The organism is Alicyclobacillus sp. SO9, from assembly GCF_016406125.1.
GTDB lineage: Bacteria > Bacillota > Bacilli > Alicyclobacillales > Alicyclobacillaceae > SO9.
In genome coordinates this window covers 294,325-317,712 of the sequence record NZ_CP066339.1, presented here as the reverse complement: position 1 = coordinate 317,712, position 23,388 = coordinate 294,325, and the positions used below count along the sequence as shown (strand labels likewise).

Sequence of the window (23,388 nt, the reverse complement as noted above, 5' to 3'; positions counted from 1 at the left end):
AGTGAGGAAGCCTGCTGGAAAGGCTGCATCTGGAGAAACAATGGAACTGACTACAGTGTGATAGGCAACTGCCCTGTACCACCTCTGCCGACAAGGGCATTGATGCCTGCTTGAACCATCCATTCTGTGTATTCGTAAATCGCCACCTGGGTTGGAACGTCGGACAAGTCCTTCAGAACGTAGGGACTCTGAAGCGCCAACGCTACAACGGGTTGCCCATTGCGTCCAATCTCGTTGACAAACTGCAGGTAGTCTTCGTTGCGCCTTCCGCTGATACCGGCCACGATTAATGATGTGTTCGCAAGCTCCCTTGCCAAAGAAGGTGTCACACCTTCAGCAATGTTGTGTACTCTGAGAGAAGCCTTTGGAAACGTCTCTTGTAATGCACTGACTACAAATTGAGACGACGAAGTATTGTCTGATGCGGACATGCGAGTTACACCGCTGTCGATGAACAGGTCGATGACCTTCACCTCACCGTGGTCTAGAGGGACCAACCCTCGACTGTTCACCACAACAGTGGCAGCTTCAGCACATAGTCTCCTCTGTAGTTCGTTGGATTCGTCGAGCAGGCCCTTTGCTGGAACGGACGGACCGTTTTCTACACCGGAATGGTGTACGTCTGCAACTCGATTTCGCCTCAGATTTCGGACCCGATTTGCAGCTTCGGCTAGACGTGTTTCAGGAACTCGCCCATCCAGGACCGATTTGACAATGGCCTCAATAGCCGCTTCCTGACGGTCCAGGCGATGCGAGATCATCAACCAATCAGCACCAGCCAGCAGTGCCTGTACGGCACCCTCTGCAACGCCCACCGTCTCGGAGATGGCATTCATTTCGAGACAATCGGTCGTGATAACCCCTTCATATTTCAGTTCTGATCGCAAAAAGTCTGTGAGTACCGCCTTCGACAATGTAGCGGGAATCTTCTCTTGCTCAATCGACGAGAACACAATATGCGCTGTCATGACAACATCCACACCAAACTCCATCGCCTTTAGAAATGGCTTCAGCTCGACCTCCTGCAGTCGCTTCCGGTCGTGTGCGATTTCTGGCAGCGCAAGATGCGAATCTACGGAGGTGTCCCCATGGCCTGGGAAGTGCTTGCCACAGGCAATCACACCCCATTCTTGAAGCCCCCGAATCATGGCTGTGCCAAAGTCCGCAACCAAGTCTGGATTCTCTCCGTACGAGCGTACTCCAATAACCGGGTTCTCAGGGTTGTTGTTCACATCGAGGACGGGTGCCAAATCCATGTTTACTCCCACTGAAAGAAGCTGTTTCGCTGTCAGAGTCCCCGTCTCATAGGCATTCCGGACATTCCCGGTGGCACCAATCGCCATGTTCCCTGGAAGACCCGGGAGGCCGGGAGCAACACGACGGACAATCCCATTTTCCTGGTCTGTACAGATAATCAGCGGCCCAACGTGTCCCGAATCTTTTGCGATGCTCTGGAGGGCGGCGTTGAGCCCCGCTAACTGCCCTGCAGACTCAACATTCCGCTTAAAAAGAATGATATTTTTTACCTGGTGGCGTCTAATCAGGCGTTGTGCATGGTGTGTTACCTCTGTACCTTCAAACCCTGCGATGATAATTTCCCCAACAAGTTCTCGAATCTCTGCTTCCGTCACCGTCATTCCTCCTGTTCAGCAGGAGTTGGCCTCGAGACCAAAACCTGAACCTGCAGCGGCATCCTGCAGCGGACCTTTGGACCTTTGTTCACACCTGTCCATGGCCTATATGTAGTTCAAATCATCTGTGTGGACGAATTCAATGCCAAGCTTCCCTTTCCCCGAATCGAAAACGAAGGATGTGAGTTCCCCGAGGCTTTCAGTGGCAAACAGATGCTCACCAACTTGCACTTTCCATAATGATCCATCCTGTTGGACGACTGCCTCACTTCCAAAGCGTTCAGCGAAGATAGGTGCAAGTACGCGAAACACTGCGGGTATATCGAGTATCCGAATGGTACCTTGAAGCGGAATACGGTGATAATCCAATCCGCGGGCCTCCACCAGCGACTGCATCGTCCGGTCAGACTGGTGTACATAAAACCTGATGTGATTGGCATCAAAAGCGGACAAAATCTCATTGAACGCGTCGATGACTGCGACGCGACTGCCGGCCCACTCCATGACTTCTACTGTCTCTGGACTCTTCAACGCCTGATAGGCAATCACATATGCGCTGACTGTTTCTCCCTGGAGGATGACAAACAAGCGCTGGCTGTACCCGTCCCGAGCGAACCAGAGTGCATTCATGAGGGTGGCCATTTGGGCGTCTGTACGACGGTAGCGATAAGCTTCGGCCCGGTAGAGGGGTGCCAACCGCGGCGCCCAGTCAGCCCGGCTTGTTGCTTGTATTTCCACAATCCTCTGCCCTTTATTGATGACATCGGTTGCGGCGGACTGTCCGTGGAGACGGTGTTGCTCTCCTCCTGTACCATTCCATATGACTTCCAACCTGCTTCCAACAGATGTGCAATGGATGCGGCGATACAGACCCCGATCTCCCGAAACCAACATGAGCGGAATCCCGGCCGCTGCCCAATCTGTGACGACTCTGTCCAGAATCGCGGAAGATATCTGTCTCCCCTGGTATTGGGGGATTGTAACCACCGACCCGATGGAAACCACATCAACTGCGATGCCCTGCATCACGACCTTTTGCGGCAGGGTTGCAATCATGCTGACAGGGTTGCCATCCTCCTCTACGTAGTAGAGGTGATGGGCATTCTCTGCACAAAACAGGTGAGGAAACTCCTTTGGCATGCCTTCACCCGGTGTGAGCCATGGGCGATACACCGTGTCCAGCATCTGACCGAGCCTCTCCACATCTGCCGGCGTTGCCCGCTGAACCTGAAAATCTTGAGTCTCCGCCATGTGACACGACCTCCTTCAGGATTTCGGTGTCTTGTATGCTGTGTGGTCCTCGCCAAGCGCAATCCGGAGAAACCCGTTTGCTGCCGCTAACCGGGCATCCGCAGTCGGCTTGTCGACTCCCGTCCTCGCCATGAGAATGGCTGACTTCACGTGCCCGTTGGCAGCCTCGAGCACTCGTTCGGCGGTCTCGTAATCCACATCTGCAGTCACCATCACGATTCTTCTGGACCGTTCCATAAGCTTCTCATTCGTGACTTTCATATCTATCATTAAATTGTGATAGACCTTGCCCATCCGGAACATGCTGGCAGTACTGAGCATGTTTAGAACAAGCTTCTGTGCAGTCCCTGCTTTCAACCGGGTTGATCCACTCAGAACCTCTGGTCCAGTCGCTACTTCAATGGCTACATCTGAGTACTGGCTCACTTCTGCTCGCGTATTACAACTAATAGCGATAGTACTGCAGCCAAGCTCCTGCGCGTACTGAAGTCCGCCCATGACGTAGGGTGTTCTTCCGCTTGCAGTGATTCCGACGACCGCATCGTCAGCTGTAAGCTGGAGGTCAGCAAGGTCTTGGCGAGCAGAACTGCGCCTGTCCTCCGCTTCTTCGACAGCTTCAAACATAGCACTCTTACCGCCGGCAATAAGACCAATCACCTCATCAGGCGATGTGCTGAATGTAGGCGGGCATTCCGCTGCATCCAATACACCTAAACGTCCGCTTGTGCCTGCGCCGATATAGAGTAAGCGCCCTCCGCGCTTCAAGCGCCCAACAATGAGGTCGACTGCTTGTTCAATTTCGGGCAGTCGCTGGGCCACCGCCAAAGGCACTGTTTGATCAGCTTGGTTCATCATCTGCAACAGTTCACGGGTGGTACTGATGTCCAAGTCAGCGTATTTCGGATCGGATTGCTCAGTTTGTAACTGCCATATGGATTGCACACCAATCACTCCCCCAAAAGTTCTTGTTAGTCGTTGCTCACATCGAGCACCCCGGTGATAGACGGCCTAGGCGGGTATAGCAACGGCAGCGTTACTTTGTAGCCACGGCAACCACATGCCGTTCCTGCGGAAAGTGGCACGCGTGGTCGTGACTGCTACCCGTTAACTCTGGCCGGTTATCGCGGCACAGGGGTTGAGCGAATGGACACCTCGGGGCAAACAGGCAACCCTTTGACTCCGATTGCTCCATGTCTTTCATCGGAATAAAGCGGTCTGGACCAGGCTCTTCAATACCCTTCAAAACCGGTACGGCACTCAACAGTGCCTGTGTATATGGATGAACAGGTTTCATGATGATATCGTCTGTCATTGCATGTTCAGCAACCAGACCCTTATAGATGACATAGATTTGTCCGTCTGTTCCAACATAACGCGCAGCAGCCACGTCATGCGTAATAAACAACAGTGAAATGCCGAGCGTCTCGCGCAGGTCCCGAAGGAGTTTCAAAATACCCAGCCGAAGAGACACATCAATCATCGAAACCGCTTCGTCTGCCACAAGCATTTCCGGTTCCACCGTTAATGCTCGAGCTATCACTACGCGCTGTCGTTGACCTCCCGACAGCATGTGTGGATATTTGTACATGACTGTCTCGGGGTCCAGCCCCACCAGCTCAAGCAGTTCCCTCATACGACTTTTCATCCAATCACTGTCACGACGGTTCTTTTTCGCCATGACCCGCAGCGGAGCAGCCAAGGTCTGTTCAATCGACCGCGCAGGATTCAGAGCCTGATAAGGGTCTTGGTGAATCAGCTGAATCTTACGAAAAACTTCTTTGCGTTCCTTCCGTTTCAGCTCGTAGACGTTCTTCCCGTTCCAAACAATCGACCCGCTTGTCGGCTCTTCAAGCCCTGCCAGAATGCGCCCCACCGTGGTCTTGCCACAGCCGGATTCACCGATAAAAGAGATGGCTCCGCCTTCCGGAATCTCAAAGCTGACACCGCGAAGAGCATGAACGACAGTATCAACTTGACCGCGGGCAACGTACGTTTTCTGCAAGTCTTTAATTTCAATCATCGTCATTCACCCGATGACATGCGACATTGCGCCCTGACCTCAGTGTTCGAGTGATGGGACGCTCGGTTCTGCAGGCATCCACAACAAGGGGACAGCGGTCCGCAAACAGGCAGCCTGCTTTCAGATAGGTATTGACGTCCGGCGGCGCACCCCGCAAAGGCACGGCTAGACTTAAGTCTCCTGTAATTCTTGGAATCGCTCCGATGAGTCCTTTCGTGTAGGGGTGTTGAGGGTTTCTCAACAACGGCTCAGTCTCCCCCTCTTCCGCAATTTGGCCCGCATACATGACGGCAACGCGATTGGCTAAGTCAGCCACCACACCCATGTCATGTGTGATAAGAATCGTCGTGAGTCCGCGTTCCTCGTGCAGTTTACGAACAATCTCCAGCACGGAGGCCTGAGATAACATATCGAGCGCAGTCGTTGCCTCATCGAGGATGACAATCCGCGCATCCAGTACCAGAGCAAACATGATATTCACGCGCTGCCTCATACCGCCGGAAAGTTCATGCTGGTACGAAGACAGGACCCGGTCAGCATCCAGGCCGAGTCGAGTCAATAGGTCTTTGGCGTGACGCAGTAAGCCACGCAAATCCTTGATGTCATGTGAACGGCCCATATCGAGCACTTGGTTCCCAATCTTCGTCAGGGGGTTCAAGGAGTTTTGCGCGGCTTGAAATACAAATCCAAGGTCTTTTCCACGAGCCTTGCGCTGACGTGTCTTGTCGATTTCCAACATATTTCCGATACCGTTGACCATGACCGCTCCAGACGTAATTTTGCCGGGTGTGGTTACTGCATTCATGACGGCCATCATCAGGGTTGATTTACCTGACCCAGACTCACCAATAATCCCCGTAATTTTGCCTTCCTGAATATCGAGGTCTACGTTGTTCACAGCCGGGATCTCACCCGCGCCTGTGGAGTAAACAACGTTTAGGCCTCTGATGGAGATGGCAATCTCCGATGTTGAGATGGTTTCTGCTTGAACACTCACAGACCTATGCCTCCTTTAACCGCGGATTGAACATTTCATCGACAGCATCGAGGAATAAAACGATGCCAAGCACTAATAAGAGCAACGCAATCAACGGCGACAGCAGATACGGAAGCGCCGCCATACTGGACATGGCGCCGCCGGAAAATACGGCCAAGTTCAACATCACGCCCCAGTTGTTCACTTGGAAAGGAACGACGCCAAGGAAGAATAAGCCAACCTCCGCCTCGATGCTTCCTGTAATCCCAATCAACAGGTTCATGGCGATGTAGGAACCGATATTAGGAAGAATCTCAATAAATAGAATGTGCGGCCAAGACAGTCCCAGACTTCGTGCAGACTCAATAAAACCGCGTTCGCGAAGTGATAGTGTTTGAGAACGAACGGCCCTCGCCAGCCCGGCCCAACCTGTTACACCAAGTACAAGTCCCATGGCAAGGGGACTCCCAAAGTCCCATAACGTGGAGAGTACGACCAGCAACGGAAATGTTGGAACCGTGAGAAACAAGTCGGTAATCCGCATAATGACGGCACCTGTTTTCCCGAGGAAGTATCCTGAAGCCAATCCCAGCGAAGTGCCAATGACGACCATAAAGAGAGCACCAAAGGCAGCAGCTGATAACACGTAACGAGACCCCTGTACGACTAATGCCAGATTGTCCGTTCCCTCGAAATCCGTGCCAAGCGGGTGTTGCCAGCTTGGAGGGGCGTAAATCGCATTGGGATTCATCGGCAGATTATGAGGATAAATCACCGGCCCTAAAACGGCCATCAAGACAAACATAACAATAAGCAGAAAGCCAATCATACGACCAGGTGTTCTGGTAATTGAACGCCAGGCATTTTTCCAAAAGGAAATGCGACCTGTCGGGCGCTTTTTCTTTGGTCCGGCTGGAGCCTTTGGTAGTGTGGTTGTCTGCATATAAGTCACCTCCGAATCCGCGGGTCAACGACGGAATACAGAAGATCCGCCACGATGTTGGAGATAATGACCGCGATTGTAATCAATAGGAACGTCCCACTCATAAGTGGGTAATCTCGAACATTAATCGAATTCACCATGAGATTACCAAGCCCAGGGTAGTCGAATATTTGCTCAATAAACAGCGAGCCGCCGAACATAAACCCGAGGGTCAGTGCCAACGTAGTGAATAAGGGAAGAATGGCATTATGCGCAATATATCTTGTCCGAATGGAAGGCTTGATACCTCGGACCTCCGAGGCAAGGATGAAGTCATCGCCCAGGGTTGTGACCACACTTGACTTCATCGTCAGTAACCAGCCGCCGTAGCCACCAAGGGCATACGTCGCGACGGGAAGGACAGCGTGATCGATGACGGAAGTCACAAACGGCCAATTGAGACCAGGCGAATACTCTGCGTTGTATGGGGCTCCAAACGGAAAGATCGCCCACACGGTTGTGAAAACATAAGCCAGCAATAAGGCCATGACAAACTTTGGAACGGCGTGCAGTACTGAGCCTGACACAGTCAGTGCGGCCCCGCCCGATGACGACCGCCTAACCGCTGCAATGACCCCGCCGAGAATACCAATGATAAAACTGGCAAAGGTCCCCGTGAGAACCAGAACAATCGTCCAAGGTGCTGCGGCCAAAATGATATGTCTGACAGACACTCCTTCATAAGAAATCGACTTGCCAAGGTTAAAGTGAAGAATCTGAACGACGTAATGACCGTACTGTTCCCAAAGCGGCTGATGGGGTATAAATCCGTACATGACCCGAACGGCTGACATCGCTTGGTCAGGGGTCATTCCGTTCATGATGAGTTTGTCATATTGCGCCTGCACAGGGTCTCCGGGCATCATACGGACAAGAAAAAATGTCAGCGAAGCTACTATAAACACCATGATGATGCCCGCTATCACCTTCTTCCCCAACCGAATCAGAACACGTTTCATTTCTACCCCTCCACGTTGTAATGTACCGGAGTAAGCACAACAGGCATGTTCCGGAAGGCAATGCGCGAATGAGACACCGCAACAGAAGTATTTGGGCGGCGTCTCATTCTCGAACCAAACAAGTCAAACAAGTCTAGTGCAAGCTGTTCTACTTACTGTTCTACTTAGGTTGAACGTAGCCGGAACCAATCCATACACCTGCTGGATTCGCCAACATGCTAGGTTGTGTCGGGTAGTCAGTAAAGCGTGAATTGTTTGTGAACTCGACGCCAATGTAGTCCCACAGCTCAATCAATGGAACGTTTTCGTTGGTGGCGAGGGCTAGTTTCTGCACAACTGCTTTCTGATTCGCTTGACTCAGACTGTTTAGTGAATAGGTTAATTTTCCGGGATTGACACTTGTGCCATCCGGCAACTTCACAGTAGAGGGGAGGTTAATCCAGTTCCCTTTGGACTTGTCTTTTGCCGCGTACCGCGTAAGCTTGCCGCCAACGACGTTATAACCGTCGGGCGTGCCATATATTCGGACGTAGGTGTTGTATGCAGCGGGTCCAAGAGCATCTAGCCAGAACCCTATGGCAAACTTTCCTGCAGCTAGATTTTTCAGATATTGTGCATAGCTGCTGCTCATCTTTGGATTCGTAGGAATACCGAAAGATGACATTTCATTGGAAATTACCTTCCCGGCTTCAATCCAGTCATTAAACCCATTCACTGTCTCGATTGTGGCTTTCCATGCCTTCCCGTTTGGCATATACCACTGGTTGCCCTTTTTCGTAAATCCGGCGGACTTCAAGAGTTGTGCCGCTTTCGCCGTGTTATAGTCGTACTTGTTCAACTGGCTCATCTGACTCGAAGTCAGCCAACTCTTTGTGGCTGCATCAACCATTCCGTCAGTATAGGTGTCAACCTTACCAACGGCCGGTTCGGCGACTTTCTGCACAGCCGGACGGTTAATCAAATAGGCCAGTGCCTTACGTACTTGTAACATATTGTACGGGTAGGTGCTTTCATTAAATGCCAGCGAAGCCGATACATAGGATGGATAGATGACTTTCTTGTTCCCCTTGGTAGCAAGAATCTTCTTCATGGTGCTCTGGGACATTGCAGTAAACGGTGCAACATCGAGTTGTCCTGCAATTAGATAGTTCCAAATCTGCTGATTTCCTGTATAGTTGCGAAACACGACTTGGTTTATGTGTACCTTCTTGGCGTTATAGAAGTCGGGGTTCTTATTGAGCACTGCTTCGCCAGGATTCAGACTTTTGATAACAAATGGTCCGGCAGAAATGTCCTTTTTCGGAGCAAATTTAGCAATCGTCTTGCCAAGGGCTGTTAGCTTGGCACCGGCCTTTTTCGAAGTTGCCTTCTGCGCCGCGTTATTCCCCTGATAATTGGCCTCTTTAATGAGTGTCCAGATGTTGTTAGGCAGTTGTGGTCCGTAGACTTCGTTGGGCACGATAGGCTGACTCAGAACATGTTCAAGAAACAGGTTGTAATGTGAGCCTGGCAGTTGATCGAACTCGACTTGGTTACTCCCAACCTTTTTGACAGAACCAAGATAGAAGGCTTGCGCATTCCCCTGTGTAAACGCGACGGCCATCGAGGTGATGATGTCCTGTGGCGTTACTGGCGTTCCGTCAGACCACTTGGCGCCGGGCTGAATTGTAATGGTCACCTTATTTCCTGCAGAGTTTTCAGACCAGTTTGAGGCGAGCCCCTTGTAAAAAGCATTGACATTTGTTGCAGAGTGTTTCGACCAGCCTAATTGGTAGACATCGTAGCCAAGAAACGTGTTGCCCTTTGTGTTAAACGGATTCATCGGTGCACCAACCGTAATCGGGTGATACTCGTCGATTGTGGTAAATGCCGCAGTCTTACCGTTCTTGTTACTGGACGCCTTGTTCGTCGATCCAGTATTTCCGCTGCACCCACTGACAAGCAGCCCTAGTCCCATAGTTGTCGCCATAGCGAAAAATATCGCCTTCTTCATTTCACATTCCCCCTTGTGAAAATTCCGACTAAACAAACTGTGAAGACACCTCGCGAACTTCTGTAAGGGTTTTCAATAGAAGTCTTGTCCTTCAGGAGATTTCAACGAGGTTCATAGGTGTATTTGATCATATGATACACAATTTCATAATTATTTCAATGATATTGAAATAAAAAATCATTTGATTATCGGTAAGATGACAGCGGACGGATGTTCGGCATCGTGATAAATACGCTGTGCCGCCTTCTCCATTTGCATTGTCCGTCCGAGCTCCTTGTCTGTATTTGGATTACGGTCGTATTTCGGGAACGCACTGGAAGTCACGTGTACGACAATGCGATGCCCTGGAAGAAACACATGTGCCGTATTCCAGCAATCAATTTCATAGCACTCTATTTTCTCTGGTTCTACGAATTCCGGGTTAGCCATCCCCTTGCGAAACCGAACCCGTACCATGCCGTCACAAAGTCGCTGAGCATACCCGTTGGGCCAGAGGTCGTGCAACTGCACCATGAAATCTGTGTCCGGTGCAGAAGTCGAGGCATACAACTGAGCTTTGACCGGACCCGTAACTTCCAGTTCCTCATCCAGGGGGGCACTGGTGTAGACCAGTACGTCATCTCTCCGATGCACCGCACTGTAATCATCCGGACCGCCAATCTGCGACGAAGTAGGCTCAGTTAGAAATGGAACTGCATTCTCCGGGTCGTAGGTGTACCTGTCCGCCGTCTCGTTTTGAGGCTTCTCGTTCGTCAGTGTACCGTCCCCAAATCGGCTGTTGGCTTTCCCGTTGCTGTGCAGATAAATGGGTGTATAGGCCGTACGTTGCAGCGGCCATTCAGACTCTTGGCGCCACTGATTTTTGCCCATGATGAATATTTCGACCGGCTTTTCAGACTCCAAACCGTTGTCTTTGCCTTGTAACCAGTGGTCAAAAAAGCGCAGTTGTCGCCCGCGGAGGTCAATGACCGATGCCTGTCCAAAATCCAAGTCTCCAACGCGAGTCGATGCATTTACGTTGTGCCCCCAGGGTCCCATAATCAAGCGCTGTGCACCCCTTGCGAACTCACTTGGCGCCTTGGTTGTCATCCCGGCGAAATTGAGGGGTGTTCCAATCTGCTCGTCATCGTACCAGCCTGAAATATGTAAGACAGGCAGGTCAATCTCGTCAAAGCGATTCTGATACCTCACAACGTCCCACCAACTGTCCAGTTGACAGTGCTCAAACAGTTCCTTCCACAGCGGCATCTCTCTGCCTGCAGCCTCATCCATCGTCATCAGCGGCAGATGCGTGTAGACTTCTTCCCAATCCACCTGATTGATATTCTGTAGAGCTCTGTCCGAAGTGAGAAATTGCCAGCATACATGCATCGGGTCTGGTGAACCTGTGGGCCATTCTACAAACGGATCGGACGGAGAGACAATTGGAATCATCGCCTTCAGATGAGGCGGGTGTGTCAAGGCCGTCAACCACTGAATTTTACCGAGGTAGCTGCCACCGAGTGTCCCTACATGACCATCACACCAGGGCTGAGCAGCTGCCCATTCGATGGTGTCGTAGCCGTCTACACCTTCATTGCGATAAGGAATAAAGGTCCCCTCGCTGTCTCCCCGTCCCCGCACATCCACGACCATGACTGCGTAGCCGCGCTCTGCAAACCATTCTGCCTGCTCGATGTTCCCGTTACTGCTGCGTCCATACGGAGTTCTGACGACTATCGCAGGAACCGTCCCTTCTGTGATTGGCAGAAAGAGGTCGGCAACGACCTTTACACCGTCTCGCAGCGGAATACGGACGCCCCAGCGTTTTTTTATGCGATACATTCAATCAACACCTTTCACTTTGTCTCAGTCTCAGTTTGATTTCGTGACGCCTAGCCTTCATCCATCACTGCTGCAGAGAGCATGTTGTGGACCCTGCCCCGAAGCCGCACAATCGTCTTGTTTTCGCGTCCGTAGTGAACATCGTTGGTCAATAGAACGAACCACAGTTTGGACACGGGATCGATTGCGATGCTGGTGCCCGTAAACCCTGTGTGTCCGACTGTCGTCTGCGGCCAACTGTCCCCTGTGTGGTCGTAGCCGTCCCACCGGCAAGTCCAGCCCAGTCCCCGATGTCCATTCAGGTCCTCCGTGTAGGAACGAACGGCAGATTTGCGAATGCCTTGGGACAACACTGGATTGTCCGGGGACAGCCATGCCTGCACGTACCTGACAACATCCATCAGCGGCGCAAACAACCCGGCATGCCCGGACACTCCTCCCATGGTGTAGGTGTTCTCATCATGGACAACCCCCACTTTGACACCGAGATTTGAAAACTCTTCCGTCGCAGCAATTCGACCGCGCAGCGTCTCGTCCGGGCAGTATGAAGTTTCGTTCATGCCGAGTGGGTGAAATACATTCTCCCTCGCATATTCGTCAATGCGCTGGCCGGTGACAGTGTGTATGATTTCAGCAAGCAAAATGAACCCGAGGTCACTGTAGACAACGCGGGTGCCCGCTTTGACATCAGGGGATTCATTTCGCACGAGACGAAGCAGTTCTTCCCGAGAGGAAACAATCTCATAGTAGTTCCGGTGTGAAATAAGGCCGGAAGAGTGCGTCAGCAGGTGGCGAATCGTAATAGCAGCCTTATCTCCCTGCGCAAACTCAGGGAGGAACAATCCGACAGCATCGGTTAACCGAAAGGCTCCTTCATCAACCAGTTTCAAGATGCTTGGCAGTGTGGCCGTGACCTTCGTCAGAGAAGCGAGATCGAACATCGTGTCCATGTTCATTGGACGCTGGATGCCGTTCCGATTCTCGGCGTATCCGACGGCGTGTTCATGGACCACGTTGTTGCCAATACCTGCGGCGTATACTGCACCCGGAAGTCGACCCTCATCGACCTCAGACTGCAGAAACGTGTCAATGCGCTTTAGTTTTACAGGGATGAGTTGCATGTCCAGCCTACCTTTCTGCGTGGTGTGAACGCCCGCATTGTCAGTGCATAAGGTTTCACACGACGAATTCTTGTGGTATGTTTTTTTAAGAAACATAGCATTAGTATAAAACATTTTTCATGAGAGTTGGTCAAAAAGACAAAATACTTGTACAAATTCCAAGAGGGGGACTAGCCCTTGGCACGAATTACTCGAAGTGCGGTAGACATCGTTGAACTTCCGCTCAGCAGCCCGTTTCACACCTCATTACGATCTGCTTACTCCGTAGTAGACATCCGAGTTACCCTCGAGACAGATGACGGTCTGATTGGCATCGGTTCGGCTGCTCCAACCCCTAAAATCACAGGTGAAACAACGGAGTCCATTCTGTGCGCCCTGCGAGAGTTCCTCCTTCCCGCGGTCGAATCAGCTAGTCTCTATGATGAAATTCCAACCCTTGAAACGGTTCAAAAGTCTGTCGTTGGCAACCCGGCAGCGAAGGCTGCTGTTGACATAGCCCTGCACGATATTTACGCAAGGAAACGCGGAACATCGCTGGCCCAGTATCTGAACGGGAGCCAGCTCCGGCCAATGGCGACCGATGCTACCGTCAGCCTCAACACTCCAGATGCGATGGAACTTCAAGCACTCAATCTCGCTCAAAAAGGCTTCCGCTTCCTCAAAATTAAACTCGGCGGACACGACGGTCAGGATGCTCTTCGGGTGCAACGTATTCGCGAAGCCCTTGGGCCCGACATGCCGCTGCGTGTCGATGCCAACCAAGCCTGGACCGTCGAAGAGAGCCATCACTTCATTGAACAGCTCGCTGCATTTCAGGTAGAGTTTGTGGAACAGCCTGTCTATCGCAGAGACCTCCTCGGACTGCGTGAGGTCACCAAGCGAAGTCCGCTTCCAATTGCCGCGGATGAGAGCGTTTTCGACGCTTACGATTTGGACCACATCCTCTTCTTGGAAGCCGCTCACATCATCAACCTAAAACTGATGAAGACCGGCGGACTGTACCCCGCCATCCAGATGGTGAAGACCATCCAAGACGCAGGGCTGCAGTGGATGGTCGGTTCCATGATGGAGGGCCCCGCCTCTGTGACTGCCGCCGCAACACTCGCAGATGCATTTGGCAGTCATTACAAGGACCTCGATGCTGCCTATTTTCTTAGCAATCCGCTTGCAACTGACGGTCCTTTGTACGAAGAAGGTCAGCTTCAGTTCGGTCCGCGAACTGGCCTCGGCATTACATTTACACACGGACATCCGGAAATCTCCCAACCCAACCTAAAAGACAAGGAGCAATCACTATGAACAGGACTTTGCTGACCAGTACCTTACCCAACGTCACCGAATCGATGTTGTCTGCTCAGTTTTGGTTTCAGGAAACGGGATGGACCCACCGAGCCAATGACAAAGTCGATGCTTCTTTACAACAAACTTATCAAAGCTACATCCAAAAGCACGCACAGTCTATGTTCGACCTCGTTGAACTGTGGGAGTCCGCGAAAGCAGGGCTGGGATGGGATGACAGCGTGCCCGTACCACCGGTTCCGCCTTCGCCGCGGCCTGTGTTGTATGGGGCAGACGGCGGCCTGCTGCCAGAAGCATTCTGGCAGGAAGTTTCCGAATCCATCGCAGCGGCAGTGCCTGTTTTGCACACGACGGCGGCCGACAGAACTGAGGATGAACAACAGCCTCTCAACACCCCAAAGGTTCATCCAGGCTTTTCTGTACGGCGGGCCGATGTCCGCAGATACCCAACGCAGGAGCCTGGTTTCAAAGGATCCGCCGATAAAGAGTTCGATCGCTTTCAGGACACGGCCCTCCATACCTTCGAACCGGTTCTCATTCTGCTTGGTACCAGCGACAATGACTGGTATTACATTGTCTCGACCACTTACACCGGCTGGGTGCATGCACGGGACATTGCCATTGCAACGGACGAACAGTTCCGGGAATGGGCCCGCTTCACACAAACTGGCCGGCCGTTCATCATCCCCTTGGCAAATAACGTATACACCCAGGCAAACCCGTATGACAAAACCGTCTCGCAGGTAAACCTTGAGTTTGCCGCATATATCCCGCTCGCCGAAAGCGAGCATGCAACCAGGGTCAGCGGTGAGCAGACTGCCGCAGAGGGACAACCTGTTGGGACACCCGCCAGAAATCAGCGTCCCGTTGGAAACCAGAGTCCCATTGGAAACCAGAGTCCCACGGGAAATCTCCGAGTGTATCTGCCTGTACGGAACGACGATGGACGCCTGGACATTCACGAAGCTTTTCTATCTGCGTTCAGCCCGGTTCATTTTGGTTTTAGGCCGTACACACGATTTTCTGTTGTCGAGTCTGCATTTCGGCTGTTGAGCGAACGCTATGGCTGGGGCGACCGTTTCGGGTGTCACGACTGCGCAAGTTTCATCATGGACAGTTACCGAACCGTTGGGCTTCAACTTCCGCGCGATGCCGGGCAACAGGAGGAAGCACTGCCAAATTTCCTCGAGGTTCCAGCTGAAGCCGAGTTTGCTGAGCGCACAGAATTACTGAAGGAGCTTGCACCGGGCGACCCGCTCTATATGCCCGGTCACACCATGATGTACCTAGGTTACTTGAACGGGCACCACTATATGATCCACGACTTTGCAGGCTACGTGAACAGCGAGGATGCAGCGCTGGCTCGAGCGTCAGATGACCGTACCACAGATGCTTCCATGTCAGAGACAGCCGCAGAGGTAACGAGTGGCGGAGACGGCGGTCTGAATGACACAGGTGTCCAGAGCATTCCCGTAAATGAAATCATGGTATCGACACTCGACATCTTGACCAGCCGCCGCCGCGCCTATATTGAGGAGTTGACTGGAGTCGGCCGTCTACTGATGTAGCGGCACCCTGAAGCAGGCTTCATCTTCCCACACGTCTCGCGCCCGCCATCACCTGCTGCCACTTCGAAATGGCCATCTTCTCCTGATGGACCGCTCGCAAGGCTCGCAGCACGGCTCCTGATGATGGGCGCTCTGTTAATGGTTCGCACACGACACCCGGCCAGACCCTGCGAAGAGAACTGTCGAAAGCGTCCCGCAAGACGGCTGTGTGCGTGAAGAGCCCGCCGGCAAGCACAATGCGGTTCGAAACTTCCTCAGCTAACTGTTCACGCACCGACACTGTCATGCCAACGAATGCCCTGGCACTTTCCTTCACAATCTCAAGTGCCACCGCGTCCTGAGAAACCGCCTCTAACACGTGTCTGGCGAAAGACGCTACGGCTCCGATGGAGTGAACAGAGTCATATATCCTAGGAATGATTTCCTGGGGTTCTCGAACTCGAAAAACTTCCTGTGCCACATCCCACAGTTGCGTCGACGGTCCACGGTGTTCAGCGTACTGAATGGCAGCCATGATACCGCGCCTGCCGATATCAAATCCGCTGCCCTCATCGCCAATCAGGTTGCCATACCCACCCGCTCTCGCAGTTCTCCCGCGCCAACTCTCCCCAGCAGCGATACTCCCTGTCCCCGCAATGACGACCACACCTGATGTCCCTCGTGTACCGGCCGTTAATGCAGCGAGCGCATCATTCACAACCTCCACCTTTGCATACGGGAACTCCGCTTGGAAACGGGACGAAAGTGAGGCCATCTGGTCCAGGCGATCGACGCCAGACATACACAGTGATAGACCGCGAACGCGCTCGGTCAAGTGAGCATCCAGAGATACCGGATGAGGCTGGTGCTCTCCTTTACATTCTGCCGCCTCAGTGCGATTCCCCCCTGCTGGAACTCGTTCTATCTCCGCAAGTGCCCTGCAGACGAGAGACATCACTACCGATACGGCGTTATCGATACCCACTGTGTTTGGGTTGCTTGCCCTGCCCGTTATAACAACCGCGGTTTGCCCATCGGGATTGTACAGTGTCACCTCCGTCTTCGTTCCCCCGCCGTCTACACCGATGTAGAGTTCCAAATATACCCCTCCTGTGCAGCCGGACTGGGTGTCCACTGGCCTAATACAACCGGATAACCAGCTCCCGTCGCGCTTGGGACATTCGTCGCACGTCCCTTCACAAACTGCCACGCGAACAGTGCAAACGCCATTGCTTCCTTCATATCGGAGGGTATGCCTTGTTCTTCGGGCCGTACGAGTCTTTCCGGCTGTGCAAATTCTTGTATCCACTTCATGAGCATTTGATTCTGCCTCCCGCCGCCGCTAACAATCAACTCGAACCTATCCTTGACCGCCTGATGAATCCCGATTGCCACGGTCCGCGCAACAAACTGGGTCAGAGTCGCCATCTGATCGGCAGCGCCCATACCTGTCATGTCTCGCTGATAGTTCGACAAAAACTCCGTTCCATACTGCTCTCTTCCAGTTGATTTTGGTCCTGTTCGGTGCACATATTTGTCCCGTGCAATCCAGCCGTCAATCACTTCAGCCGCTGGCGTTCCCTGCGCTGCAAGTTGTCCATCGCAATCAAACGCCAGTTCCCCGTCTGACAGTGTCTGCGCAAGTGCGTCAAGCAGCATGTTGCCCGGCCCTGTATCGAAAGCTGCCACTTGGCCAATACCCGCCCCCTGCGGCAACACGGTGATATTCGAGATACCTCCGATATTCAGAACCACCCTTGTCTTGTCACGAGATGAGAAATAGGCGTAGTCGAAGTAAGGAACCAAGGGTGCTCCCTGACCGCCAACAGCCACATCAGCACGACGGAAGTCGGAGACCACTGAACAGCCTGTAACTGCCGCGATGACCGCTGGATTTCCAATCTGAACGGTAATACCTCGGTCCGGCGCATGGTAGACTGTCTGTCCATGGGATCCAATCGCGACGATATCCTCGAACTTCACGCCTGCTTCTGCCAGCAATTTTGCTGCAGCAGCACCGAACCACTTCCCAATTTCCACATCCATTTCAGCCACATAACGGGCAGAGACGGTTGGTTTAAACAGTTCAAATACTTGTCTTCGCTGCGCGTTGGAATAGGGAACATACAGACTTGAGATAAGTTCCATTTGAGGAAAGATGACTTGCCTCCCGTTGTTTCCGCCGCAACCGTTGTCAGGTGAATGCCCGTCCTCCGTAAACCGTACGAGAGCGACGTCCACACCGTCACCTGACGTACCCGACATCATGCCCACGACCAACCCACTGCGCAAGTGTAGACGCTGCCAGTTCAAGTTCCTCACCCCCACAATGCATTTGCCGCCTCAGTCAAAAAACTGTACACGTTTTGTCAGTGCTCCTCGGGGGACAGCAAAGGCTTGGGCACGTTTGAACCCTGCCGGTGCACCCCTGACAATGGTTAAAGCCTTATAATACTCGATAAAGGGAAAGCCATAGGTTTCCCCGCGGGCGTATGCATACACATTCATTGCTTTCACCCACGTTTCATACGCATCCTCTGGAATATCGACGAATACCTCAGGCTGAAAATCATAAGGGTCTTCCCAGTTATCCGCATAGAACAGATGCTTTGCGTAGTGGGCTGGCAACGCTCGTTCAATCGTCTGTAGTCCTGCGTAAAAATGTGCATCCTGAACTATCCAATGGGTGTTCTCATGGTCCTTATGAATGCTGCCCTTCCAATGAGTGATAATGATATCCGGCTTGACTTCCCGGATGACGTCCGCAACCTCATACTTGACTTCCTCGTTGACAGGCAGTTCTGCGTCCTTGTAGTCCAGGAACCTCACATTGGCCCCAACAATTTCAGCAAATTGATGCGCCTCTTCAATCTTCTGTTTCGCATAATCCTCAGGTTGCAAACGCGGATGTCCTTTTTCCCCGGGTGTCAGGTGGAGAAAGGTTGCTTTATGCCCAGCCTGCGTGTATTTCGCAATGACTGCACCTGCTGTCAAATCCAAGTCCCCCGCATGGCCGCCGACAGCCAGAATGTGATGCTTCGGTTCTGTCATGGCTTGCCCTCCTGTTATTTCAACTCTTTACGCATGACGTCAAAGTGCCTTGAAACAGCGAATCCAGCGCGGTAATAGAGGTATCCTGCCGGACTCTTCTCTCCTGTCCATAAAAACCATGCGTTATGAAGACCCTTGGCCTTCATGTCATACAGGCACTTATAGAGAAGAATTTTTCCTAAACCGGTACCACGCAGTTCCTCGTCTACACCAAAGGGTCCGAACCGTTCTCCGACACCGTCATAGGCTCCGTACATGCAAAACCCAACAACTTTTTCATCCTTATGCGCCACAAACATCCGGTTCCAGGGCACTCCTTGAGCCACAGCTTCACGAACAGCCCTCGCCCAGTCTGGATTGAACTTTGAATCGTTAAATTCAACAACCTGAGTCATGTATTTTGGCGTAAGGTACTCAAACACATAGCCTTCTTGTCGTCTGACCTCCTCCAGTTTCAACACATCGTCAGGAATCCTGTAGTTCACAAGATTTCGGTCCATTGCTGCCGGTGAATACAACAGTTTGTAGCCTTGTTTCTCCAGAAATGCGTGTGCCGCAGGATACCGCTGTGTGTCGATTCCGGGCACAAAATAATTCGGCGCATAAGATGCGAACAACACGAATTTTCGATCCCGTTTCTTGAAAAAATGTTCCGCTGCCGCGAACAATTGTGTGCCCATTTTGTTCCTTTGGTGGTCTGGATGCACGAAGAACGCGGTGATCCATCCATTCTCCGGTTCAATATCTAATCCGGAAAGCGGCAGTTTCCGGAGGATACACAGTGTGAACCCGAGGATGTTCCCACTTTCCTCATAGATAAGAAGACCCTCTGCATCAAAGTTGGGATCGACCAAAACCCGCCTCGCAAACAGGTCCATTGAGACTGGGTCTTCTGGACATGCCAGATTCCAAAGACTCACGATGCCGTCCTCATCACCGCTTCGATAGTGTCTGATCATCCTCTTCCTCCCCTGGCATAGATCTCGAAGGCCTTGACTTCTTCATTGAACCTCTCAAGATTAGACGCCGATTCGATGAGGTAGTCTGGCGCACGGCCTTGTACCAAAAGGTCACGAAACCGAGAAGTGCCTGCGAGCAAATCGATAAACGGTTTATCGCGCTCATTCAGACCAATGAACTCAAACGATGGTCCGTATAATTGAGCAATTCCCTGCATGAGGACAACTCCCGTCCTAACGGGTTCCAATGAATAAGCATCGGTTATATGAAGGGCAATTCCTTCGCATAACTCTCCAGTGTACTGAGAGTAGGTTGGCACAAAGTACACAGGGCGTCCTCTGACTCCTGGCAGTCCTTGTTGATTGAACCAGTCCGTCAGTTCATTCGCCTTAATAAATGGCGCTCCAATGTACTCGAAAGGATGAGCGGTACCACGTCCAACACTGACATTCACCCCTTCGAAGAGGCAGGTTCCCGGATACAAGAGACACATCTCGAACGTCGCCGTATTGGGGGACGGTGGAACAAACGGGATGGCCGTGTCCGGCCAAAACATGTCGCGATGCCAATCAACCAACTGTACAACCTTGAGATTGCACGGATGCTGTAATTTTTCGTTGATGAACAACGCTAGTTCCCCCATGGTTAAACCATGCCGGTTGGGAATGGCATGCATTCCGACAAAGGATTGAAACGCCATGTCAAGAATATTCCCCTCACGTGACACTCCATTGATAGGATTGGGCCGATCCGGAACGACACAGTCAATCCCATGCTCTGCACATGCTTCCAAACAGTAAGCCAGCGTGTTCATATTCGTGTAGTACCGACTGCCGATGTCCTGCAGGTCAACGACAAGGGCGTCCAAGTTACTCAGCATTTCACTTGTCGGTCGCTTGGACTCGCCATACAGACTGTAAGCAGTCAATCCGGTAGACTCATCAACACTAGAGTCAACAGGCTCACCTTCCTTGGCACTGTTCTTCACCCCGTGTTCGGGCCCGAACAGCCTTATCAGGTCCCAATCCTTCGTGTCTGCCATGAGTCGTATTACTGGCCGCAAATTGCTGTCTGTCACCGTGTAATTGGATACCAATCCTACCCTTTTTCCTTTCAGCAGCGTTCTTTGATTGGTCAGCAGTTCTTCAATTCCGAGTCGTATCATCTGCCGAACCCCTCCTAAGTCTCGATATCGGTCACAGGCAACCTGCTGATTCATCATGTATCGGGACAACGTCCGGCTGAGTTTCCCGGTTCCGCAATAACATTTTCATCAAGTGTAGGTCACGCCTGCAGAGTGAGTTGTAAGAAGTTTTTCATAATTAACTTCGCAGCAGCTTGATTGCGCTTTCACAAGCAGGTACTCTATGGAAAATCAAGTGATAATGTAATGCTAAATCAGCTAAACCGGATAAGTCAATCTTTTATTTCAAAATTGAAAGTGTAGTTATGAAACATTTTTTTAAACATGCGCAAAGTGATATGATGTTCATGGTGACAAAATGACGAATAAATAGTTAAGTTAATAGTTGAAGTACTGGTGTTTACTAGAAATAGTGTGAGTAGAAGAGAAAGTAGGGATGGTACGATGATGTACATGCCAGGCGGGGGACTTGTTCGACTTCAGGAATCCCTGAATAGTCTTCCCGAGTCGGAGGCCAAAGTCGCTCGATTCATCTTGGAGCGTCCAGGAGACTTCGTAAATATGACCGTTCAAGATGTGTCCGAGCAGAGCGGAGGTAGCCCTGCAGCAGTCGTACGCCTGTGGAAATCTCTCGGCTTTAATGGCTACTACGAATTCAAACTACGCGTGGCCAGCGACCTGCAATCACAGTCCACGACAAAATACATTGAACTATCCAGTGACAGTTCTTTTGGAAACATCCTACAATCCATCGAGGAAAGCGCTGTACATTCCATTCAAAACACGCTGCGCCTTCTGAGTGAGGCTGATGTTGAAGCGACAGCAAGCGCACTCAGTCGTGCACAGCGTACCTTGGTCATGGGCGTTGGTGCCTCCGGAGTGGTAGCAGACGACATCACCCAAAAGCTAATCAGAATTGGACTCCCGGTATCAACCGCCCACGACTTTCATCAAGGTGCCATGCTCGCTGCCCAACTGCGTACAAGTGACGTCCTGCTTGTTGTATCATACTCTGGTGCTACTTCTGACGTCATCGAAGTTGCTGAGGTGGCCAAGGGAACTGGTGCCACCGTGATTGCGCTGACCCGGTTTGGCGGAACCCCGCTCAGTCGACTGGCAGATATCTGCCTGCACATCAGCGCCATCGAGCCGCAAGTCCGTGTCGCTGCAACGGCATCCAGAATCTCCGCCCTCGTTATCGTTGACACCGTCTTTATCTATCTTGCCAACATGGAGAAGGATAAGATCTACGCCACCCTCGAAGCGACGCGAAACGTTACCGCACGACACAAGATAGAGTAGGAATCGTTGCGCACAAGTTGAGCGTGACTGACAATGGACGTTTCCGGTGGGCACCGGCTCACCGGCTCCTTCTATGTTCGTAACCGAACTGCGCCTACGAACCCACGAGTACCGATGCATCATCTAACGCGAAGAATTCTTTATGTAGTTCATTCACGCATGTTCCCATATGCTTTTTATCGACCAGAAACCACATTGCAGAATGAGAATCCCCAGATGAATGCACCTCTATATCCAATTTTAAAAATATTTCAATTACTCGGCGTAATAAATTCGCTTTATTTGCGAAATCAGTATATACAATAGCTATTTTCGCGCACTCTGAGGTTTTTTCAGGTACAATACCCTTTTCCTTCAGAGCTTTCAAAGATGGTTCCACGTATAACTCTGAAACGACAAAACTTAAACTCTCTTGATTGGTGCTGAAAAATTCCACACTCAAGCCAGATTCCACCACGGTGGACAGCACATCAGATTTGGATACGTGATGGCCATCGAAAGACATTTGCGTTAGGTCTGACTCTTGGGTTATACCTGTTATCTCTTGTTTCTCTGTTTCTTCTAATGGAGCATCTTCCGCAACTGAGGTGTTGTTAATAATCGTACCCCTGCTGTCAGACTTTGTCCCCCGCACCCTGATGGGAACGTTCTTTTGCATGGCCATTTGAACCGCCCGAGGATGGATGATTTGGGCTCCATGAGAGCACAACCCAAAACTCTCCGCATACGAGATATTAGAAATAACAGAGGCGTTCGGTACAAGTTTAGGATCCGCTGTCATAACACCATCTACATCCGTAAAAATCTCAACATAATCTGCGTTGAGTACAGCTCCAAGGGCCGTTGCCGTAGTATCGCTTCCGCCCCGCCCCAGAGTAGTGATGTCTCCATCTTCTGTCACGCCTTGAAAGCCCATCAAAACCACGATTTCTCGTCTTTGTAATGCATCTGTAACGAGGGTTGGTTGAATGTCAAGAATACGAGCATCGCCATAATCGTTGTTTGTAATAATTCCTGCTTGCTGACCACTTAGGACAGTGACTTGGTGCCCTCTGCTTCGAAGCAGACTTGCAAACACCACTGCACTGATAGCCTCTCCACAGGATATCAGCATATCCAAGTCCCGCTTAGTCGTCACTTGAGAATGACTAACTGTACCGAGCAGCGTATCTGTAGCGTAGGGATCCCCTTTTCGTCCCATTGCCGATACGATGACCGCTACTCCATAACCAGCATCGACGGCCTCCTCAATGTGCCTTGCTGCGGCCAGACGACTCTCGTGAGAGGCAACCGAAGTTCCACCGTATTTTTGGACTATAAGTTTCACG

19 protein-coding genes are annotated in these 23,388 nt (G+C 51.6%); 3 read left to right on the top strand and 16 right to left on the bottom strand.

Annotation, left to right across the window (positions count from 1 at the left end):
• Positions 1–50: 50 nt before the first annotated feature.
• The 10 genes from nagZ to GI364_RS01275 form a co-directional block, all read right to left on the bottom strand.
• A complete protein-coding gene (gene nagZ, locus GI364_RS01320; protein WP_198851947.1) occupies positions 51–1,631 on the bottom strand; it encodes a beta-N-acetylhexosaminidase in 1,581 nt (526 codons plus the stop codon).
• 105 nt (positions 1,632–1,736) lie between these two features.
• Positions 1,737–2,882, bottom strand: coding sequence for a GNAT family N-acetyltransferase (locus GI364_RS01315; protein ID WP_198851946.1), 1,146 nt, complete (start codon positions 2,880–2,882; stop codon positions 1,737–1,739).
• A gap of 15 nt (positions 2,883–2,897) precedes the next feature.
• Positions 2,898–3,824, bottom strand: a complete 927-nt coding sequence (murQ, locus tag GI364_RS01310) for an N-acetylmuramic acid 6-phosphate etherase (protein WP_233095967.1) — start codon at positions 3,822–3,824, stop codon at positions 2,898–2,900.
• A gap of 91 nt (positions 3,825–3,915) precedes the next feature.
• On the bottom strand, positions 3,916–4,902 hold the full coding sequence (locus GI364_RS01305; RefSeq protein WP_198851945.1) for an oligopeptide/dipeptide ABC transporter ATP-binding protein: 987 nt from the start codon (positions 4,900–4,902) through the stop codon (positions 3,916–3,918).
• Positions 4,895–5,899 (bottom strand): ABC transporter ATP-binding protein, encoded by a 1,005-nt coding sequence (locus GI364_RS01300; protein ID WP_198851944.1) that lies wholly within the window; start codon positions 5,897–5,899, stop codon positions 4,895–4,897. The genes GI364_RS01305 and GI364_RS01300 overlap by 8 nt, the downstream gene beginning before the upstream one ends.
• A 4-nt stretch (positions 5,900–5,903) precedes the next feature.
• Positions 5,904–6,821 (bottom strand): ABC transporter permease, encoded by a 918-nt coding sequence (locus GI364_RS01295; protein WP_198851943.1) that lies wholly within the window; start codon positions 6,819–6,821, stop codon positions 5,904–5,906.
• A gap of 5 nt (positions 6,822–6,826) precedes the next feature.
• A complete protein-coding gene (locus tag GI364_RS01290) occupies positions 6,827–7,819 on the bottom strand; it encodes an ABC transporter permease (protein ID WP_198851942.1) in 993 nt (330 codons plus the stop codon).
• Positions 7,820–7,979: 160 nt separating this feature from the next.
• Positions 7,980–9,812, bottom strand: a complete 1,833-nt coding sequence (locus GI364_RS01285) for an ABC transporter substrate-binding protein (protein ID WP_198851941.1) — start codon at positions 9,810–9,812, stop codon at positions 7,980–7,982.
• A 177-nt stretch (positions 9,813–9,989) separates the two neighbouring features.
• The gene (locus GI364_RS01280; RefSeq protein ID WP_198851940.1) at positions 9,990–11,636 is read right to left on the bottom strand and encodes a CocE/NonD family hydrolase; all 1,647 of its coding nucleotides are present in this window, start codon (positions 11,634–11,636) and stop codon (positions 9,990–9,992) included.
• A gap of 50 nt (positions 11,637–11,686) precedes the next feature.
• Positions 11,687–12,757, bottom strand: coding sequence for a serine hydrolase domain-containing protein (locus GI364_RS01275; protein ID WP_198851939.1), 1,071 nt, complete (start codon positions 12,755–12,757; stop codon positions 11,687–11,689).
• Positions 12,758–12,934: 177 nt separating this feature from the next.
• Here GI364_RS01275 and GI364_RS01270 point away from each other — a divergent pair, with 177 nt between their 5' ends.
• The gene (locus tag GI364_RS01270; RefSeq protein WP_198851938.1) at positions 12,935–14,056 is read left to right on the top strand and encodes a dipeptide epimerase; all 1,122 of its coding nucleotides are present in this window, start codon (positions 12,935–12,937) and stop codon (positions 14,054–14,056) included.
• Entirely contained in the window at positions 14,053–15,624 is a 1,572-nt protein-coding gene (locus tag GI364_RS01265; RefSeq protein ID WP_198851937.1) for an SH3 domain-containing protein, read from the top strand. Before GI364_RS01270 ends, GI364_RS01265 begins: the two co-directional genes overlap by 4 nt.
• Before the next feature lie 19 nt (positions 15,625–15,643).
• On the opposite strand, the gene GI364_RS01260 is transcribed toward GI364_RS01265, so the two are convergent.
• The 5 genes from GI364_RS01260 to GI364_RS01240 are packed head-to-tail and all read right to left on the bottom strand — an operon-like array spanning position 15,644 to position 20,779.
• Positions 15,644–16,702, bottom strand: coding sequence for an N-acetylglucosamine kinase (locus tag GI364_RS01260; RefSeq protein ID WP_198851936.1), 1,059 nt, complete (start codon positions 16,700–16,702; stop codon positions 15,644–15,646).
• Positions 16,681–17,916, bottom strand: coding sequence for an anhydro-N-acetylmuramic acid kinase (locus GI364_RS01255; RefSeq protein WP_198851935.1), 1,236 nt, complete (start codon positions 17,914–17,916; stop codon positions 16,681–16,683). Before GI364_RS01255 ends, GI364_RS01260 begins: the two co-directional genes overlap by 22 nt.
• Positions 17,917–17,946: 30 nt before the next feature.
• Positions 17,947–18,654 carry a PIG-L deacetylase family protein gene (locus tag GI364_RS01250; protein ID WP_198851934.1) on the bottom strand — a complete coding sequence of 236 codons (708 nt, stop codon included), beginning with the start codon at positions 18,652–18,654 and terminating at the stop codon, positions 17,947–17,949.
• Positions 18,655–18,668: 14 nt separating this feature from the next.
• Complete coding sequence (locus tag GI364_RS01245; RefSeq protein WP_198851933.1) at positions 18,669–19,613, bottom strand: GNAT family N-acetyltransferase; 945 nt, start codon at positions 19,611–19,613, stop codon at positions 18,669–18,671.
• Positions 19,610–20,779 (bottom strand): exo-beta-N-acetylmuramidase NamZ family protein, encoded by a 1,170-nt coding sequence (locus GI364_RS01240; RefSeq protein ID WP_198851932.1) that lies wholly within the window; start codon positions 20,777–20,779, stop codon positions 19,610–19,612. Before GI364_RS01240 ends, GI364_RS01245 begins: the two co-directional genes overlap by 4 nt.
• Positions 20,780–21,202: 423 nt before the next feature.
• On the opposite strand from GI364_RS01240, the gene GI364_RS01235 reads away from it, so the two are divergent.
• Entirely contained in the window at positions 21,203–22,060 is an 858-nt protein-coding gene (locus GI364_RS01235; RefSeq protein WP_198851931.1) for a MurR/RpiR family transcriptional regulator, read from the top strand.
• A gap of 94 nt (positions 22,061–22,154) precedes the next feature.
• Here the strand turns inward: GI364_RS01235 and GI364_RS01230 are convergent, their stop codons facing one another.
• Positions 22,155–23,387 carry an aspartate kinase gene (locus GI364_RS01230; protein ID WP_198851930.1) on the bottom strand — a complete coding sequence of 411 codons (1,233 nt, stop codon included), beginning with the start codon at positions 23,385–23,387 and terminating at the stop codon, positions 22,155–22,157.
• Between the last annotated feature and the right edge of the window lies 1 nt (position 23,388).

Bases quoted from the DNA above. Each gene is read 5' to 3' on its own strand.
- GI364_RS01315 (WP_198851946.1), bottom strand. From the start codon at position 2,882: ATGGCGGAGACTCAAGATTTTCAGGTTCAGCGGGCAACGCCGGCAGAT.
- GI364_RS01305 (WP_198851945.1), bottom strand. From the start codon at position 4,902: ATGATTGAAATTAAAGACTTGCAGAAAACGTACGTTGCCCGCGGTCAA.
- GI364_RS01295 (WP_198851943.1), bottom strand. From the start codon at position 6,821: ATGCAGACAACCACACTACCAAAGGCTCCAGCCGGACCAAAGAAAAAG.
- GI364_RS01290 (WP_198851942.1), bottom strand. From the start codon at position 7,819: ATGAAACGTGTTCTGATTCGGTTGGGGAAGAAGGTGATAGCGGGCATC.
- GI364_RS01285 (WP_198851941.1), bottom strand. From the start codon at position 9,812: ATGAAGAAGGCGATATTTTTCGCTATGGCGACAACTATGGGACTAGGG.
- GI364_RS01280 (WP_198851940.1), bottom strand. From the start codon at position 11,636: ATGTATCGCATAAAAAAACGCTGGGGCGTCCGTATTCCGCTGCGAGAC.
- GI364_RS01275 (WP_198851939.1), bottom strand. From the start codon at position 12,757: ATGCAACTCATCCCTGTAAAACTAAAGCGCATTGACACGTTTCTGCAG.
- GI364_RS01265 (WP_198851937.1), top strand. From the start codon at position 14,053: ATGAACAGGACTTTGCTGACCAGTACCTTACCCAACGTCACCGAATCG.
- GI364_RS01250 (WP_198851934.1), bottom strand. From the start codon at position 18,654: ATGACAGAACCGAAGCATCACATTCTGGCTGTCGGCGGCCATGCGGGG.
- GI364_RS01245 (WP_198851933.1), bottom strand. From the start codon at position 19,613: ATGATCAGACACTATCGAAGCGGTGATGAGGACGGCATCGTGAGTCTT.
- GI364_RS01240 (WP_198851932.1), bottom strand. From the start codon at position 20,779: ATGATACGACTCGGAATTGAAGAACTGCTGACCAATCAAAGAACGCTG.
- GI364_RS01235 (WP_198851931.1), top strand. From the start codon at position 21,203: ATGATGTACATGCCAGGCGGGGGACTTGTTCGACTTCAGGAATCCCTG.